Here is a 14,458-nt window from a genome sequence, read left to right as displayed (position 1 = left end):
TCGCAGCCACGTTGTGCGGGTCAGGCCTTCGGCTTGGCTGGAGCGTCGCACGACGGGTACGCGTGACGTCCCCGGTCGATGAAGCTGAGCAGGTTACGTCCGCCAAGCACGGAAGGTGTCGGCTTGCACACCTGCCGATGTTCCAGCGGGCTGTCCAGGTACACCACGATGCGCGAGCCCAGCTCCAACATCACAGGCTGCTGCCCGTTCGACAGGACATAGCCGACCCGAACGGCGCCTTCTTGGTCCGAGACGATCTCGGGCGCCAACCACGCCTGACTGCTCATCAGCAACATCACTACGAACCCGACACCTACCAACGGCCTCCCCACGTTCCGGACCGTCGCGATCGGGCGGGACAACCGACCCGCCTTCGGAGGCGCCCCGGAATGCTCCCGCTCCCGGAACGCGAAGAGAGCCACCGTCAGCACCATGGCAACGACCATCGTCACCGGGGCCGCGACCAACGCGAACACCCCCAGCACGGCCGCCACGTACAGCAGCTGCCGTCGCCACACCGGCACGAACATCGCCGAGGCAGCACAGACCGCCGCGATCACAGTCGCCACCGCCGGCATCACCGCGATCACCATCGCCAGCAAAACAGAACCGACACCCACGTTCTGCAGGACCGCGAACGCGGTGACCGTGTCGTACCCCGCGACTGCAAGCACCCGCAACGCCACCAAAGCGGTGAACAGGCCGCCCACCACGAGTGACGCATGCCCCGTCATCATGTCGATGGTCCTCGACTTGAACGACTGCACCTCACTCACCGGGCCGCTCCCTTCGGCGCCGGAGGCATAACCGACAGCAACCAGCCCCGACGTGCCTCGATAACGGACACGAAGGCGGTCAGATCAGTTCCGCCCACCCACCTACGCGTCCACATGACCCCAACGTAACGCCAGCCCCTGACAACCCCGGGCGCTGCGAAACACCGGACAGCCCTCACCGATCGACAGGGGACAACACCTCAGAACGCAACATCGCAAAGCTCTACCGCTCAGTAAGCCCACGGCCCAAGCAGCTGGTCGACCATCCGCTGGACCGCCTTCGCCGCCCGGACCGGATGCGACGCCGCCATCTCCGCAGGCACACCACCAGACAAGCTCCCCGACGGCGACACCAGCCACGACCACGTCTGCCACGGACCAAGGTCAGCTTCCCGCAACGCCTTCACGTGCCCGGACACCTCGGTACGCAGCTCGCCACGTTCATCGAACTGGAACGCCGGGAACGCTTGGCCGCCGCCCAGCGGTACGACCAGAAGGCGTGAACCCTGCTCCGCCACCCAAGCTGCCGTCACTGCCTTGCTCACGTCATGGCGCAGCAGTCTCAGCGACTCCGCGTCGTGAACACCCGACGCGACCAGTTCGCGGAAGTGCCTCTCGCGCCAGGCCTGCTGCTGCTCACCGGGTCCGATCATCGACGCACACCTCTTCCGTGTAGACCTCTTGACGACTGTCGTTTCCATCGGACACTATGCGTTTGTCACTAATCCCGTCTACCGGAGCAGCACCATGCACACGCACCGCACGATCACACCAGGCGGTCACGGACGTCACTGCGCCCTCTCAAAAAAAGTTTTCACGAAAACGGCCTCGAGCACTGATGGGCGAGAAAGCCCCAGCACGTATGCCTGCATGACCCGCACCCCCGCGAACACCAAGCCAGCCCAGACGCTGGACTTGGAGGCCGTTGCCCACATGCTGCGCTGCAGCGTCCGACACCTGCGCGACCTCCGCCAGGACGACCCCACCTTCCCCGCACCCAGGATGCTGGGGACGAGCCCCCGCTGGACGTACGAGACCATCCACGCCTGGGTCGAGCTCCCGTCCCGCGTCGGCACCGCCATCACCGACACCGCCGTCACCGCTGCCCCCGCGGCTGCCGAGGCCCCCGCCCCGGCACCTGCCGCTCGGACGAAGGGAGTCGCACGTGTCCACTGACAAGCGCCGCAAACGGCCCACTCGCACCGACAACGACCCTGTCCGCGTCTACAAGGACGGACGCATCAGCTACTGGACCGGAGGCCGCCCAGGCGCTGGCAAGCGCACCCTCCAGCGGTGCAGGACCGTCGAGGAAGCCGAAGCGGTCGCGGTCAAGCTCCGCGTGAGGCTCGCTCGCATCCAGGGCGCCGCGCCTGAAGCGCGCACCACCCTCGACCAGAGCTTCCAGGCCATGCTCATCTGGATGCGTGAGAACAACCGCCCGTCAGGGACCATCTCGCAGTACAAGTCGAACTGGAACAAGTGGGTGCCGGCCGACATCGGCGCAACCCGGTGCATCGACGTCGAACTGCGCCATTGGGCGGCTATCTTCGACCACGCCACGAAGAACGACGCGTCCAAGCCGACCATCAAGGCCGTCGCCCGCACCCTGAACGCGTTCACCACGTTCGCGTTCGAGCGGGGCTACTTCGACATCGCCGAACCCTTCGGCGAACCCCGAGCCCGGCGGAGCATCGTGACCCGTGCCCGCAACAGCGCCCCGGACCCAAGCCGGCACCACAACGTCACCCTCGAACAGTGCCCCACCCTCGCCGACGTCGAGAAGTTCGCGCTCGCGTTCGAGGAGCACTACCCCGGCTACGGGTACCGGCTCGTCATGCTCGCCCTCGGAACCGGCATGCGCATCAACGAGCTTCTCGCCCTACGCCACGACTCCATCAACCTCAGGACCGGCGAAGTCAACGTCAACGCGCAGCTCGACCGGGCGACCGCCTGGCCAGCCGCACGCCTGCCCAAGGGCAACAAGACGCGCACCGCCCTCATGTGGTCGGCCATCGCCCCCATCGCAGCAACCCTCATCGAGGACTCGCTCAAGCGACCCGAGACAGACCCCGAGCACGGGTGGCTCTTCCCCCGCCATCGCTCGACCACCTCCTGGGCGGACCGAGCCGGATACCTCGCCGGACGAGCACTGTCCAGCTGCGACTGGGACTGGACATTCCACTGGCTCCGCCACGCGTATGCGTCCTACTCGCTCGCACCCAAGGACGCCGGCGGATACGGGCTCGACCTGAAGGCCGTGTCCGAATGGCTCGGCCACTCCCGGCCCAGCATCACCCAGGACATGTACGTCGAACGCCACACCAACGACGTCACCCGGGCACAAGAGACGACCGCCCTACTTCCCGGCGTCACCCGTAGCGCGTAACCCAAATGGGGCCGCACTGCCCGAGCACAAGCTCGGCAGTGCGGCTCCGCGGCAAGCCTCCACAACAGGCGCAGACGCCCGTGCGAGCCCTCCGGAAAGTTGGTCGACCAAAAGTCGCCACGGGCACTGTCACGCGAAAAGGCATGCGCACGCTAGCAACATGTGACCCCCATTCGCGTGACCAGCCAAGACCTTGCCGACTTCCTCGACGAGGTCGTCCAGTTGCCCCCCGCCCCCGACCCAGGCCGCAAAAAGGTAGGCCCGGATGAGGCCGTCGAACTGCCAGCCAGCGTCAGATGTCACCTCGAGTTCCCCAGGGATGGGGACCCGAGCTAGACGCCACCAACCGGCACAGCACAAGGAGGCCCCCGGAACAGCGCCTTTTCCCTGCACGGCGTTCAGGGACCGGCACCGTCAGCCTCGCAACAGCACTACAACTACATAACTGCTCGACGGCTTCGGCTACTTCGCTAGCCCAACCACTTTCATGTGTTGTTGCCCTGAAGTCGTCGAGAGCCCACCTAGAACAAATGTCGTTTGGAAACTACAGTCATGTGGTGGCTGACCGACTCAACCCGCAGGTAGACCCTGTCGTCGTAGAGCTCCTCGCGCGAGCGTGGATGGCTCTGGTGCGACAAGGTCCTACCCCTCAACACTCCGAGGAACACCATGACAACGACGGCGCCCGAGGCCCCTGACATGCACGTGGCCGCGCAGTACTTCAGCAAGACCCCCTACGCCGAAGGCGCAGACGCCGACCGTCTCAGCCTCTCCTCCACACGCGCGGAGGGACTGTTCATCGTCCGCGAGTCGACCAACAAGAGCCTTGAACAGTTCGAGTCGATGCGCGACCAGACGTACCAGAATGCGCGACACATCCCTGCCGTCGAAGCCATCCGTCAGGTTGGCCTCGCGCCCCTCTTCCAAGACGAGTTCGAGGTCGAGCAGGTCAACCAGGACGGGTCGACCGACACCATCAAGGTCCACGTCGAAGAAATTCGCGAGAGCGACGCGACCGCCCGCCTGTTCCACTACGGCGGCTACTGGCACCTGTGGGCGCAGACATCGGCGGCCAAGGAGGTCGAGGTAGGCAACGACGACTACGTCAACCCGTTCACGACCATCCTCATCAGCACCATNCAGGCACACCTGTTCCTAGGCAACCTGGCGCGCAACGTCGACCACATCTGCATCGCGAACCAACGCTTCGACCTGACCGGCGCGTTCGCACCCATGTCGTACATGTTCCTCAACTTCTTGTTCTGGGCCGCCGCGCAGGAGCGCGACGCCATCGTCGGCCGCATGGCAACGGGGCGCATCGGCGGCATCAACGCCGGACGGTGGCCCATCGGCAGGGTGTCCGTTCCCTTGGGGCACACCCTGACCGAAGACCGCGAGCTCGTGGCGGACCCCGGGGCCAAGGACCTGGTCCGCGAGATGATGGTGACCCTGTCGGCCGACATCCCTGACAGCCTCAAGGTCGACATCCTTTCCGAGCTCGGGGTGACCAACCGCAACGGGCCCATCGGGGCCGCCAGGAACCCGACCGCAGCAGTCAACGTCCTGTACGGGTGGGCACCGCTCTTCCTGTCCGGCGAGTACCTCTGGCGCTTCGAGGGTGACTACCGCGGGACCGATGAGCTTGTGGGCACCCCCGTGTCCCGGCAAGACGACGACGACAACGACCCTGGAGAGCTTCAGATGCTCGTCAGCATCGAGCGTCCTCCTGGCGGTTGGGCCGAACCTGAAGTCCTTGCCCAGTTCGAGAGCGCAGCCCGCAACCGCTCCGCAAACACCACCGTCAACGTCAAAGCGCCCCGACCGGTCCACGAGCTCATCAAGGCACAGTCCCGAGACTGGAACCTGCTGGCGGCCATCAAGCCAGCCCAGTACTTGGCAGGCGTCGACTCGGCCACCGTCGCCGCACGCTCCGGGTCCAGGGCCAAAGGCATCGTGACGACGTTCACCGGGCGCACGTGGACGGACAAGACCCACCACTACGAGATGCGCATCTTCGGCGACATGTACGCCGTGCGACGTCGACTCCGTTCGGAGTCCATAGGCGGTCTGACCGTCGCGCAGTTCACCCGCGACCAGGTGCACCGCAACATGCTCCCCGCGCTCGCCCAAGCCGTTCGAGACGGTGCGGACGGCATCCTGAAGCCGGACCACAGACTCTTCGCGTCCGCCCACACCCTGCGCATCGCCGACCACCGCCAACAGACCATCGACGCGCACCGCAAACGCGCCGCCGACTCGCGCGCCCGGGCAGCAGAGGCCCTGAACAACAGCACCAAGACAGGCATCGACGACCACCAGCGCGACTTCCTGCTCGAAGCCGACCGCAAGCTGCGAGCGGACGCCGACGCATCCGACAACAAGGCCGCCGAGCTTCAGAGGGAGCTCGCACCAACCAACCTCGCCGCCGAGACCTTCGACGTCACGACCGACGTGTGGCTACCCGCCCTCACCAACCTCCACGGCCGCGACCGCGTCTCTCAAGAGGTCTACCGAGCCCTCCAAACCGTGCTCACCAACTTCCGGCTCACGCGCAGCGGTGCCATGTGGACGGGCTCGGTCGAGCTCAACCTCAACACCGCACNCCTCGCCGCCCGCCACACGACCGCCCACCACACAACCTCCGTCGGACGGGCACTACTCGGCGAGACCCTACGGGTCGCATGCAGCCTCCCCCGGGCAACCGTCGACCTCATCTGCGGCTCCCCGTTCACCGAACTCGGCCACATCATCGCTCACAAGCTCAGCGACTACCCCATGCCCGACTGGGTCGGACCGCAGTGGCAAGAGCCAGCGTTCATGGACTGGGTCACCAGCGTCTACTCCAACCCGGAGTTCACCTGGAACACCCAGGCAAGCACCAGCCGTCCGCTCAGGCAGCTGGCCACCAACCTCGTCGCCAGACGAGGCTCCATCACCGGCGCTGAACTGCTCGACGAAGTAGCGCCCGTGTCGCTCAGGTTCACGCACTACTTCGCACACCGCGAACCGACCAACGGCAACATCATCACCCCACGCCAACCCAGCGTGCAGTCCCACGGACCTGCAGCTTTCGCCCTGCGCACGCTCACCCCGTACCAGTGCGCCGCCGGCCACTCCGCACGCATCGTCACCCTCGTTCCCGAAGTCGCCACCGACCTGCTGTGCGAGTGCGGCCGCATGGCAGGCATCGCTGATGCCCCGTACCCGGCCGACCTCGTCTTCCCGGACGAGTACCAGCTCCTGCTCGTCCCGGAGCTCGACTGCCGCCAGTTCGCCGCCATCGAGCAGAGCGCCAAACTCGCCCGTCCGCTACCGGCGCTGCCGCAGACCATCGTCGACTTCCTTCACGCCTGCGGACCCATGAACGGCCCCGACCTCAAGAAGGGGCTCATCGCCGCCGGCGAGGTCCGCCCCAACATCGGCAAGGCCCAGCTGAACTACGCGGTCAACACCCTGTCCCGGCACGGGCTGCTGCGTCGGACCAACGACACCGGCTGGCCCATCTGGGACCTCACCGACACCGGCCGCGAGCGCGTCACCTGACTCGACCAGTAGCCGACACCGGCTGCCGGGGCGCCGGGGCGTCGCCCAAACCTGCGCGACGCACCCCGGCGCCGGCTGTGCCCAAATGTCACCGCAAGCGTCGCCGCCCCGCCCCGGCCCTCGGTGTCGGGTCACGTCACTAGGCTTGATCTGTGCTGACTGACCTGCTGAGTGCCGCATCGGAGAACTCCGACGTGGGCGGCAGTAGCGTGCTGTTGCCTTTCCTTGGTGCGCTGGTCGGATCGTCGCTCACGGCATTCGTGGCGCTTCGACGAGACACGAAGGCACGTAAACATGACTCTCAGCGCGCCGCCCTGTACGAGCTTCAGGACAACGCGCTCGTGTATGAGGGCCTTCTGCGCGCTGTCCAGGGCGGTCTCACCACCAGAGAGCAAGGACTCGCCCTTGACACGGCGAAGGGCAGACTCGAGGCGAGCCTAGATCGTGTCGACAGCAGCATCATGAAGGGACGGTGCGACACGTGGCGCCAGCAGGCGGAGTGGTTCCATCTAGAAGCCGACGAGGGAACTGTGCACGGACTGGACGCCGCGTGGACGTCCCTACGGTCGGCGATCGCCCACGAACTACGAAGCCGCGATGCCTGACTGGCCCAGGGCGGTCACCACGTCGACCTTGCCCGCAGGGACCTTGCGGCTCGCAGCGGACTCGCGCACGTACCGGATGAACTCCTCAGACGCGTCCCGCAAGGTCAGGCTCGCCGCACACCCTTCGACAAGGATCGCCTTGACGAGTTCGTCAGCGAACGATGGCGGTGCGGAACGCAGTTCGCGACAGTCGACGATGACGATGCCGCCTTCGAGGGGGCCGTCCGCCTGCCGGACTAGAGAGCGGGCGGCGCTACGGCTGCCGGCTAGGCGTGGAAGCGTGAGTTCGGTCATCAGGCGCGCCCCCTCTGCTCTGTCGTGGCGTACGCGTAGCGCCAGTCTACGCGTACGCGGTGTCTGAAACATAGCGCCGACCGTCATGCTGTGTGCCGTTTGCGCCCTGCCCGGCCCGGCCATCAGCAGTTGAAGCGGCCTTGGAGCACTGTCCCCGGGAACGCGCGATCGGGGTCACTGCGCTTGGTGACCGGCCGCGTCTGCTGCTCGAACCGAGCAGCTTCGCCGGACTGGTAGAAGAAGGTTCCGCTCATACCAACGATCTTGTCGCGTGCGGTCACGAACCCCTTACCTCGACCGTCCTCACCGGTACGGGTCACGCCACCCTTCATGACGGCCTCCAGCGTTGCCGCGTCGTCCGCGAACGTCAGTCCTGCCCCGGCCAGCGATGCCGTCAGTCCAACTCCGGAGTCCCCGATGGAGAACGAGACCTGCTTGCGTCTGTAGGTGGTCTGCGCAGCGAAGTAGCCGTTTACGACGCCGGAGTGCTCCGGCACGTTCTGGCCCATCTCGGCGATCGACTGGTTCAGGGCGTCGGCCATGCCCTCGTCACTGTCGACGATCTTGTTGTAGACCATCTGCCCGAGAGTGTCGGACTGGTCCGGCGAGACGAACCGTTGCAGCTCAACGAGCTCGTCGGATGGGTACCGCGCGACCGACGGCAGGTCGTGGCGACCGCCGATGTCACTGATGACGCCGCCTAGGCCCATCCGGGACAGGTAGTTCGCGACACTGTCGTCCTTCGGGCGTTCAAGGACGACGTCTCGGCCCATCCGAAGTTGAGACTCGGCGAACACGGCCAACGAGGTCAGCCCGTACGGCTGGACCCATGTGACGTGAGCGAGGTCGATGAAGGCGACGTCGTCACGGTGCGGTGCTGAGAAGCACCGCTCGAGAGTGCCCGGCTGCAACGCGGCGCCCCAGGGGACGACAAGGTCACGTGCCACATCCACCGGTGCTCCCTTCCAGCGAGAAGCCTATCGACGCGAGCGCAGTAGACGCCGGTCCGCGACGAAGGTGGGCGGGTCGAGCCCATCCAGGCCGCATGAGGGGACAGGTAGGCCTGATCGTCGCCGCGACGACTCGCGCCGACACCCCGGGCACGGGGACCTCTAGCGGTACCTGGCGGCACTCGACGGCACGGGCGGTGTGACGCTGGTGTGACACCGATGGTGCGTATGCGAAGGTCAGCGGCCTATAACTGTCTTCGACAAGAGATCACGCAGATCTACGAGGGCACCAACCAGGTGCAGCGCGTCGTGATGGCACGGCAGCTGCTCGCCGGGATCCAGTCGACGCTGTAGGAGCCGACCGACAGCGCCCTCGGGCGGACATTGTCTGACAATCTGATATTGTCAGACAATGTCCACCTCCCCCGGCGCGTCCGTCCGTCCCGATGCCGTCGTCGACGCGCTGCGGTCGGCGGTCCTGACCGGGAGCCTGGGCGTCGACACCGCCGTCACCGAGGCCCACGTCGCACGGACGTACGACGTCGCCCGACCGACCGCGCGCATCGCGATCGACAAGCTGGTCGCGGACGGCCTGCTCGAACGCAGGCCCCACCACGCCGCGCGGGTGCGTCGGCTCGATCGCGACGACATCGACGACCTGTTCACCAGCCGCGCCGCCGTCGAGGCGGCCGCGGTCGAGCTGCTCGCGGCCGCCGGCACCATCCCCGCCGAGGCCGGCAGGGCGAACCGCGAGCTGCTCGAGCAGGCGACGGACGCCCCGTACGCCGCGCTCGACATCGCCTTCCACCGCGCCCTCGTGCACGGGACGACCTCGACGCGGCTCCCCCGGCTGCACGACCTGCTGATGGGCGAGATCGAGCTGGGGATCGCCCAGGTCGAGGCGCATCGACTGCGCTCGGGCGACGAGGTGGTCGGCGAGCACCAGGCGATCCTCGACGCGATCGCCGAGGGCGACGTCGACCGCGCGGGACGACTGACCCGCGCCCACATCCTGGCGTCGCGCGACCAGCTCGTCGCGCACTACGACTCCACCCACGCCCCTCCCACCGCACAGAAGGTGACCTGATGGTCCAGCGCCAGCTCCCCAACCCCCGCGAGGTCTTCGACCTGCTCAAGTTCAAGAAGCCGGTCCTCAACCCCAAGCGGCGCCGCCTCGAGAAGGCCCTCACGATCGACGACCTGCGCACGATCGCCAAGCGCCGCACGCCCCGGGCCGCCTTCGACTACACCGACGGCGCCGCCGAGGGCGAGCTGTCGCTGGCCCGTGCCCGCCAGGCCTTCCAGGACGTCGAGTTCAGCCCCCGCGTGCTGCGCCCGGCCGAGTCGGTCGACACGTCCACCACGATCCTCGGCGGCCCGTCGCGGCTGCCGTTCGCGATCGCCCCGACCGGGTTCACCCGCCTCATGCAGACCGAGGGCGAGATCGCGGGTGCCGGAGCCGCGGGCGCGGCCGGCATCCCCTTCACCCTCTCGACCCTGGGCACGTCGTCGATCGAGGCCGTCCAGGCCGCCAACCCGCACGGGCGCAACTGGTTCCAGCTGTACGTCATGCGCGACCGCGAGATCTCGTACGAGCTGGCCCGCCGCGCCGCCGCCGCGGGCTTCGACACGCTGCAGTTCACGGTCGACACCCCGGTCGCCGGCGCCCGACTGCGCGACAAGCGCAACGGCTTCTCGATCCCGCCGCAGATCTCGCTGCGCACGGTCGTCAACGCGGCCGTCCGTCCGTGGTGGTGGTTCGACTTCCTGACGACGCCCAAGCTCGAGTTCGCGTCGCTGAGCTCGACCGGGGGGACGGTCGGCGAGCTGCTCGACTCCGCGATGGACCCCACGATCTCGTACGCCGATCTCGACGTCATCCGCGAGATCTGGCCCGGCAAGATCGTCGTCAAGGGCGTGCAGAACGTCGAGGACGCCAAACAGCTCGCGACCCAGGGCGTCGACGGCATCATCTTGTCGAACCACGGCGGACGCCAGCTCGACCGCGCGCCGATCCCGTTCCACCTGCTGCCCGAGGTCAAGCGCGAGGTCGGCAGCGCCCTCGAGATCGGCGTCGACACCGGCATCATGTCGGGCGCCGACATCGTGGCCGCCTCGGCACTCGGCGCCGACTTCTCGATGATCGGCCGCGCCTACCTGTACGGCCTCATGGCCGGCGGACGCGCCGGCGTCGACCGCACGATCGCGATCCTCGAGGACGAGATCGTGCGCACCATGAAGCTGCTGGGCGCGTCGTCGATCGCCGAGCTCGAGCCGGCCCACGTCACGCAGCTCGAGCGCCTGATGCCGCGCCCCCGCCAGCTGGGCTGAGCCGCCCGCGAGTGGTGCACACCGTGCCGCGAGTGGTGCGACGTGGTCAGACACGCCGTCCCAGAGTGTCCGGACCGCACCACTCGCGGATCGGCTCGCGGATCGGGCAGGTCAGCGCGGGCTGAAGCTCGCGAGCTCGTGCGTCGACGCGATCAGGGCGCGCATGTCCTCGAGGGTCCCGCCGACGGCGCCGAGGGCGCGAGCCTGCACGAGCACGTTGCCGAGCGCCGTGGCCTCGACCGGGCCGGCCAGCACGGCCCGCCCGCTGCGGTCGGCCGTCGCCTGGCACAAAAGGCGGTTCTGCGAGCCTCCCCCGACGACGTGGACGACGCGGATCGCTCGCCCCGACAGCCTCTCGGCCGCGTCGAGGGCGTCGGCGAACGCCTGCGCGATGCTCTCGACGATGCTGCGCATCAGCGTGGCGCGGTCGGCCGGGGCGGGGACGTCGTGCTCGGCGCACCACGCCTGCACCCGCGCGGGCATGTCGCCGGGCGCCATGAACCGGGCGTCCTGGACGTCGAACGTCGTGACTGGGCCGGTCACGTCGCCGGCGGCGCGCAGGATCTCGACCAGGTCGGCCGGCCGGCCGTCGCGCTCCCACTGCCGCAACGTCTCGCTGATGAGCCACGTGCCCATGACGTTGGTCAGGAAGCGGGTGCGCCCGTCGACGCCGCCCTCGTTGGTGAAGTTCGCGGCACGCGCCTCCTCGGTGACGACCGGGGCGTCGAGCTCGACGCCGACCAGCCCCCACGTGCCGCACGAGATGTACGCCGCGTCGTCGGCCTGCATCGGCACGCCGACGACGGCCGAGGCGGTGTCGTGCGAGCCGACCGCCGTGACCGTCAGCCCGGGTGCGCCGATGCGCTCGCCGACGTGCGTCGAGACGGGACCGATGGTCTCGCCCGGGCCGACGAGGTCGGTGAGGATCGACGCCGGCAGCCCGGCCCGTGACACGAGGTCGAGGTCCCAGGCCCGGGTCCGCGGGTCGAGCAGACCCGTCGTCGACGCATTGGTGGTCTCGGTGACCATCCGACCCGTCAGCCAGAAGCCGATCAGGTCGGGCACCAGCAGCATGCGGTCGGCGTCGCCGATCTCGTCGGCGGCCAGCTGGTAGATCGTGTTGAACGGCAGGAACTGCAGGCCGTTGCGGGCGTACAGGTCGGCGGGCGACACGCGGGCGTGGATGCGCTCGACGCCTCTCGCGGCCGCCCGCTCGTCCCGGTAGTGGAACGGCACGCCCAGCATGCGGTCACCCCGCAGGAGTGCGTAGTCCACGGCCCAGGAGTCCACCGCCACGCTCCCGAGCCCGTCGGGTGACTGGCTCACGGCTGTCCACAGTCCGGCGAGAGCGTGGCGGTAGAGATCGAGGGGGTCCCAGTGGAGCCCGTCCTGGAGCAGGACGGGCTCGTTGGCGAATCGCGCGACGGCGCGCAGGTCGAGTCGGTCCGGCCCCACGTCGCCGACCATGACGCGGCCGCTGGAGGCGCCGAGATCGATGGCGGCGACGGAGACGGAGACGGACATGGGTGCTAGCGCAGGAACGCGGCGGCGACGCCCGCGTCGACGGGGATGTGCAGACCCGTCGTCTGGGTCAGGTCGGGGCCGACGAGCGCGTAGACCGCGTTGGCGACGTGGTCCGGCAGGACCTCGCGCTTCAGCAGCGTGCGCTGGGCGTAGAACGCGCCCAGGTCCTTCTCGTCGACGCCGTACACCGCGGCGCGGTTGGCGCCCCAGCCGCTGGAGAAGATGCCCGAGCCCTGCACTACGCCGTCGGGGTTGATGCCGTTGACACGGACACCGTGCTCGCCGAGCTCGGCGGCCAGCAGCCGCACCTGGTGGGCCTGGTCGGCCTTCGTCGCGGAGTAGGCGATGTTGTTGGGCCCGGCGAAGACCGAGTTCTTGCTGGAGATGTAGACGATGTCGCCGCCCAGGCCCTGCTCGATCAGCGCCTTCGCTGCGGTGCGCGAGACCAGGAACGAGCCCTTGGCCATGACGTTGTGCTGCAGGTCCCAGTCGGCGACCGTGGTCTCGAGCAGCGACTTGCTGAGCGACAGGCCCGCGTTGTTGACGACGAGGTCGAGCCCGCCGAAGGCGAGCAGCGTCGCGTCGACGGCGGCCTGGACGGCGGCCTCGTCGCTGACGTCGGCCTGCACGCCCACGGCGACGTCGGTGCCGCCGATCTCGGCGGCCGCGGCCTGCGCCTTCGCGAGGTCGAGGTCGGCGATCGCGACGACGGCTCCCTGGGCGGCGAGCTTCTTCGCGATGGCCTTGCCGATGCCGGAGGCGGCACCGGTCACGAGCGCGATGCGTGTCGCGAGGGGCTTCGGCGCGGGCATGCGCTGCAGCTTGGCCTCCTCGAGCGCCCAGTACTCGATGCGGAACTTCTCCGCCTCGTCGATCGGGGCGTACGTCGACAGGCCCTCGGCGCCGCGCATGACGTTGATGGCGTTGGTGTAGAACTCGCCGGCGACGCGGGCGGTCTGCTTGTCCTTGCCGAAGCTGAACATGCCGACGCCCGGCACCAGGACGATGAGCGGGTCGGCGCCGCGGATGGCCGGGCTGTCCTCGTCGGCGTTGCGGTCGTAGTAGCCCTGGTAGTCCTCGCGGTACGCGACGTGCAGCTCGCGCAGGCGCGCGATCGAGTCCTCGACCGACGCGTCGGCCGGCAGGTCGAGCACGAGCGGCTTGACCTTGGTGCGCAGGAAGTGGTCGGGGCAGCTCGTGCCGAGCGCGGTCAGGCGCGGGTGCTCGGCGGCGGCGAGGAAGTCAAGGACGACGTCGCTGTCGGTGAAGTGACCGACCATGGCCCTGTCCTGCGACGCGATCGACCGGATCGTCGGCACGAGGGCGGCGGCCTTCGCGCGACGCTCGTCCTCGGGCAGCGCGCCGTAGCCGTCGAGGGCCGGGCCGAAGGGCTCGGGACGCGAGTTCTTCTCGATGTGCTCGGCGGCGGTCTCGATGATCCACAGGGAGTTCTTCTCGGCCTCCTCGGACGTGTCGCCCCACGCCGTGATGCCGTGGCCGCCGAGGATGCAGCCGATCGCGTCGGGGTTCTCGGCCTTGATGGCGGCGATGTCGAGACCGAGCTGGAAGCCGGGACGGCGCCAGGGCACCCACACGACCTGACCGCCGAAGATCGTCCGGGTCAGCTGCTCGCCGTCGGCGGCCGTCGCGATCGCGATGCCGGAGTCGGGGTGCAGGTGGTCGACGTGCTGCGCGTCGACCAGGCCGTGCATCGCGGTGTCGATCGACGGGGCGGCACCGCCCTTGCCGTGCAGGCAGTAGTCGAACGCGGCGACCATCTCGTCCTCGCGGTCGAGACCGGGGTAGACGTCGACGAGCGCGCGCATGCGGTCGAGCCGCAGGACGGCCAGCCCGCTCTCGGTGAGGGTGCCGAGGTCGCCCCCGGAGCCCTTGACCCAGAGCAGCTCGACGTCCTCACCGGTGACGGGGTCGGTCTCGATGCCCTTCGCGGAGGTGTTGCCCCCGGCGTAGTTGGTGTTGCGGGGATCGGCGCCGAGTCGGTTGGACCGGGCGATCAGGTCTGCTGCGGTGTTGTTCGTCATGGTGTCC

The 14,458-nt window shown here is 68.3% G+C and carries 12 protein-coding genes; 6 read left to right on the top strand and 6 right to left on the bottom strand.

The genetic code is table 11. The features are described 5' to 3' along the window. Window positions 1-20: 20 nt before the first annotated feature. Together ASD10_RS04465 and ASD10_RS04460 are read right to left on the bottom strand one after the other, a co-directional pair. Entirely contained in the window at window positions 21-776 is a 756-nt protein-coding gene (locus ASD10_RS04465) for a hypothetical protein (protein WP_056605245.1), read from the bottom strand. Between the two features lie 230 nt (window positions 777-1,006). Further along, window positions 1,007-1,429 carry a hypothetical protein gene (locus ASD10_RS04460; RefSeq protein ID WP_056605242.1) on the bottom strand — a complete coding sequence of 141 codons (423 nt, stop codon included), beginning with the start codon at window positions 1,427-1,429 and terminating at the stop codon, window positions 1,007-1,009. Window positions 1,430-1,646: 217 nt separating this feature from the next. Between ASD10_RS04460 and ASD10_RS04455 the strand changes: the two genes are divergently transcribed. The 3 genes from ASD10_RS04455 to ASD10_RS04435 all read left to right on the top strand — a co-directional run bounded on the left by ASD10_RS04455 (window position 1,647) and on the right by ASD10_RS04435 (window position 7,310). After that, complete coding sequence (locus tag ASD10_RS04455) at window positions 1,647-1,952, top strand: AlpA family transcriptional regulator (protein WP_056605239.1); 306 nt, start codon at window positions 1,647-1,649, stop codon at window positions 1,950-1,952. Next, window positions 1,942-3,162 (top strand): site-specific integrase, encoded by a 1,221-nt coding sequence (locus ASD10_RS04450; protein WP_056605236.1) that lies wholly within the window; start codon window positions 1,942-1,944, stop codon window positions 3,160-3,162. Before ASD10_RS04455 ends, ASD10_RS04450 begins: the two co-directional genes overlap by 11 nt. Window positions 3,163-6,857: 3,695 nt before the next feature. After that, window positions 6,858-7,310 carry a hypothetical protein gene (locus ASD10_RS04435; protein ID WP_056605226.1) on the top strand — a complete coding sequence of 151 codons (453 nt, stop codon included), beginning with the start codon at window positions 6,858-6,860 and terminating at the stop codon, window positions 7,308-7,310. On the opposite strand, the gene ASD10_RS04430 is transcribed toward ASD10_RS04435, so the two are convergent. After that, window positions 7,290-7,604, bottom strand: coding sequence for a hypothetical protein (locus ASD10_RS04430; protein WP_056605223.1), 315 nt, complete (start codon window positions 7,602-7,604; stop codon window positions 7,290-7,292). The two genes, ASD10_RS04435 and ASD10_RS04430, sit on opposite strands and share 21 nt — an antisense overlap. Window positions 7,605-7,726: 122 nt before the next feature. After that, window positions 7,727-8,557 (bottom strand): hypothetical protein, encoded by an 831-nt coding sequence (locus ASD10_RS04425; RefSeq protein WP_056605220.1) that lies wholly within the window; start codon window positions 8,555-8,557, stop codon window positions 7,727-7,729. Window positions 8,558-8,782: 225 nt separating this feature from the next. On the opposite strand from ASD10_RS04425, the gene ASD10_RS19485 reads away from it, so the two are divergent. From ASD10_RS19485 to ASD10_RS04415, 3 genes are read left to right on the top strand one after another with little or no spacing between them, the layout of a single operon-like run. Continuing rightward, entirely contained in the window at window positions 8,783-8,908 is a 126-nt protein-coding gene (locus tag ASD10_RS19485; protein WP_255355101.1) for a hypothetical protein, read from the top strand. Window positions 8,909-8,966: 58 nt separating this feature from the next. Beyond that, complete coding sequence (locus ASD10_RS04420; RefSeq protein ID WP_056605214.1) at window positions 8,967-9,641, top strand: GntR family transcriptional regulator; 675 nt, start codon at window positions 8,967-8,969, stop codon at window positions 9,639-9,641. Continuing rightward, window positions 9,641-10,885: an alpha-hydroxy acid oxidase gene (locus tag ASD10_RS04415; protein ID WP_056605211.1), complete on the top strand. Its 1,245-nt coding sequence runs from the start codon at window positions 9,641-9,643 to the stop codon at window positions 10,883-10,885. The genes ASD10_RS04420 and ASD10_RS04415 overlap by 1 nt, the downstream gene beginning before the upstream one ends. A 111-nt stretch (window positions 10,886-10,996) precedes the next feature. On the opposite strand, the gene ASD10_RS04410 is transcribed toward ASD10_RS04415, so the two are convergent. Both ASD10_RS04410 and ASD10_RS04405 read right to left on the bottom strand, forming a co-directional pair. Continuing rightward, window positions 10,997-12,409, bottom strand: coding sequence for a rhamnulokinase family protein (locus ASD10_RS04410; RefSeq protein WP_056605206.1), 1,413 nt, complete (start codon window positions 12,407-12,409; stop codon window positions 10,997-10,999). Between the two features lie 5 nt (window positions 12,410-12,414). Continuing rightward, on the bottom strand, window positions 12,415-14,451 hold the full coding sequence (locus ASD10_RS04405) for a bifunctional rhamnulose-1-phosphate aldolase/short-chain dehydrogenase (RefSeq protein ID WP_056605201.1): 2,037 nt from the start codon (window positions 14,449-14,451) through the stop codon (window positions 12,415-12,417). Between the last annotated feature and the right edge of the window lie 7 nt (window positions 14,452-14,458).

Origin of the sequence: Aeromicrobium sp. Root472D3 (assembly GCF_001426485.1) — a bacterium.
GTDB lineage: Bacteria > Actinomycetota > Actinomycetes > Propionibacteriales > Nocardioidaceae > Aeromicrobium.
The sequence above is the reverse complement of the archived record's forward strand: the minus strand, read 5'-3'. Positions and strand labels throughout refer to the sequence as shown.

Bases quoted from the DNA above. Each gene is read 5' to 3' on its own strand.
- ASD10_RS04460 (WP_056605242.1), bottom strand. From the start codon at position 1,429: ATGATCGGACCCGGTGAGCAGCAGCAGGCCTGGCGCGAGAGGCACTTC.
- ASD10_RS04455 (WP_056605239.1), top strand. From the start codon at position 1,647: ATGACCCGCACCCCCGCGAACACCAAGCCAGCCCAGACGCTGGACTTG.
- ASD10_RS04430 (WP_056605223.1), bottom strand. From the start codon at position 7,604: ATGACCGAACTCACGCTTCCACGCCTAGCCGGCAGCCGTAGCGCCGCC.
- ASD10_RS19485 (WP_255355101.1), top strand. From the start codon at position 8,783: ATGCGAAGGTCAGCGGCCTATAACTGTCTTCGACAAGAGATCACGCAG.
- ASD10_RS04420 (WP_056605214.1), top strand. From the start codon at position 8,967: ATGTCCACCTCCCCCGGCGCGTCCGTCCGTCCCGATGCCGTCGTCGAC.
- ASD10_RS04415 (WP_056605211.1), top strand. From the start codon at position 9,641: ATGGTCCAGCGCCAGCTCCCCAACCCCCGCGAGGTCTTCGACCTGCTC.
- ASD10_RS04410 (WP_056605206.1), bottom strand. From the start codon at position 12,409: ATGTCCGTCTCCGTCTCCGTCGCCGCCATCGATCTCGGCGCCTCCAGC.
- ASD10_RS04405 (WP_056605201.1), bottom strand. From the start codon at position 14,451: ATGACGAACAACACCGCAGCAGACCTGATCGCCCGGTCCAACCGACTC.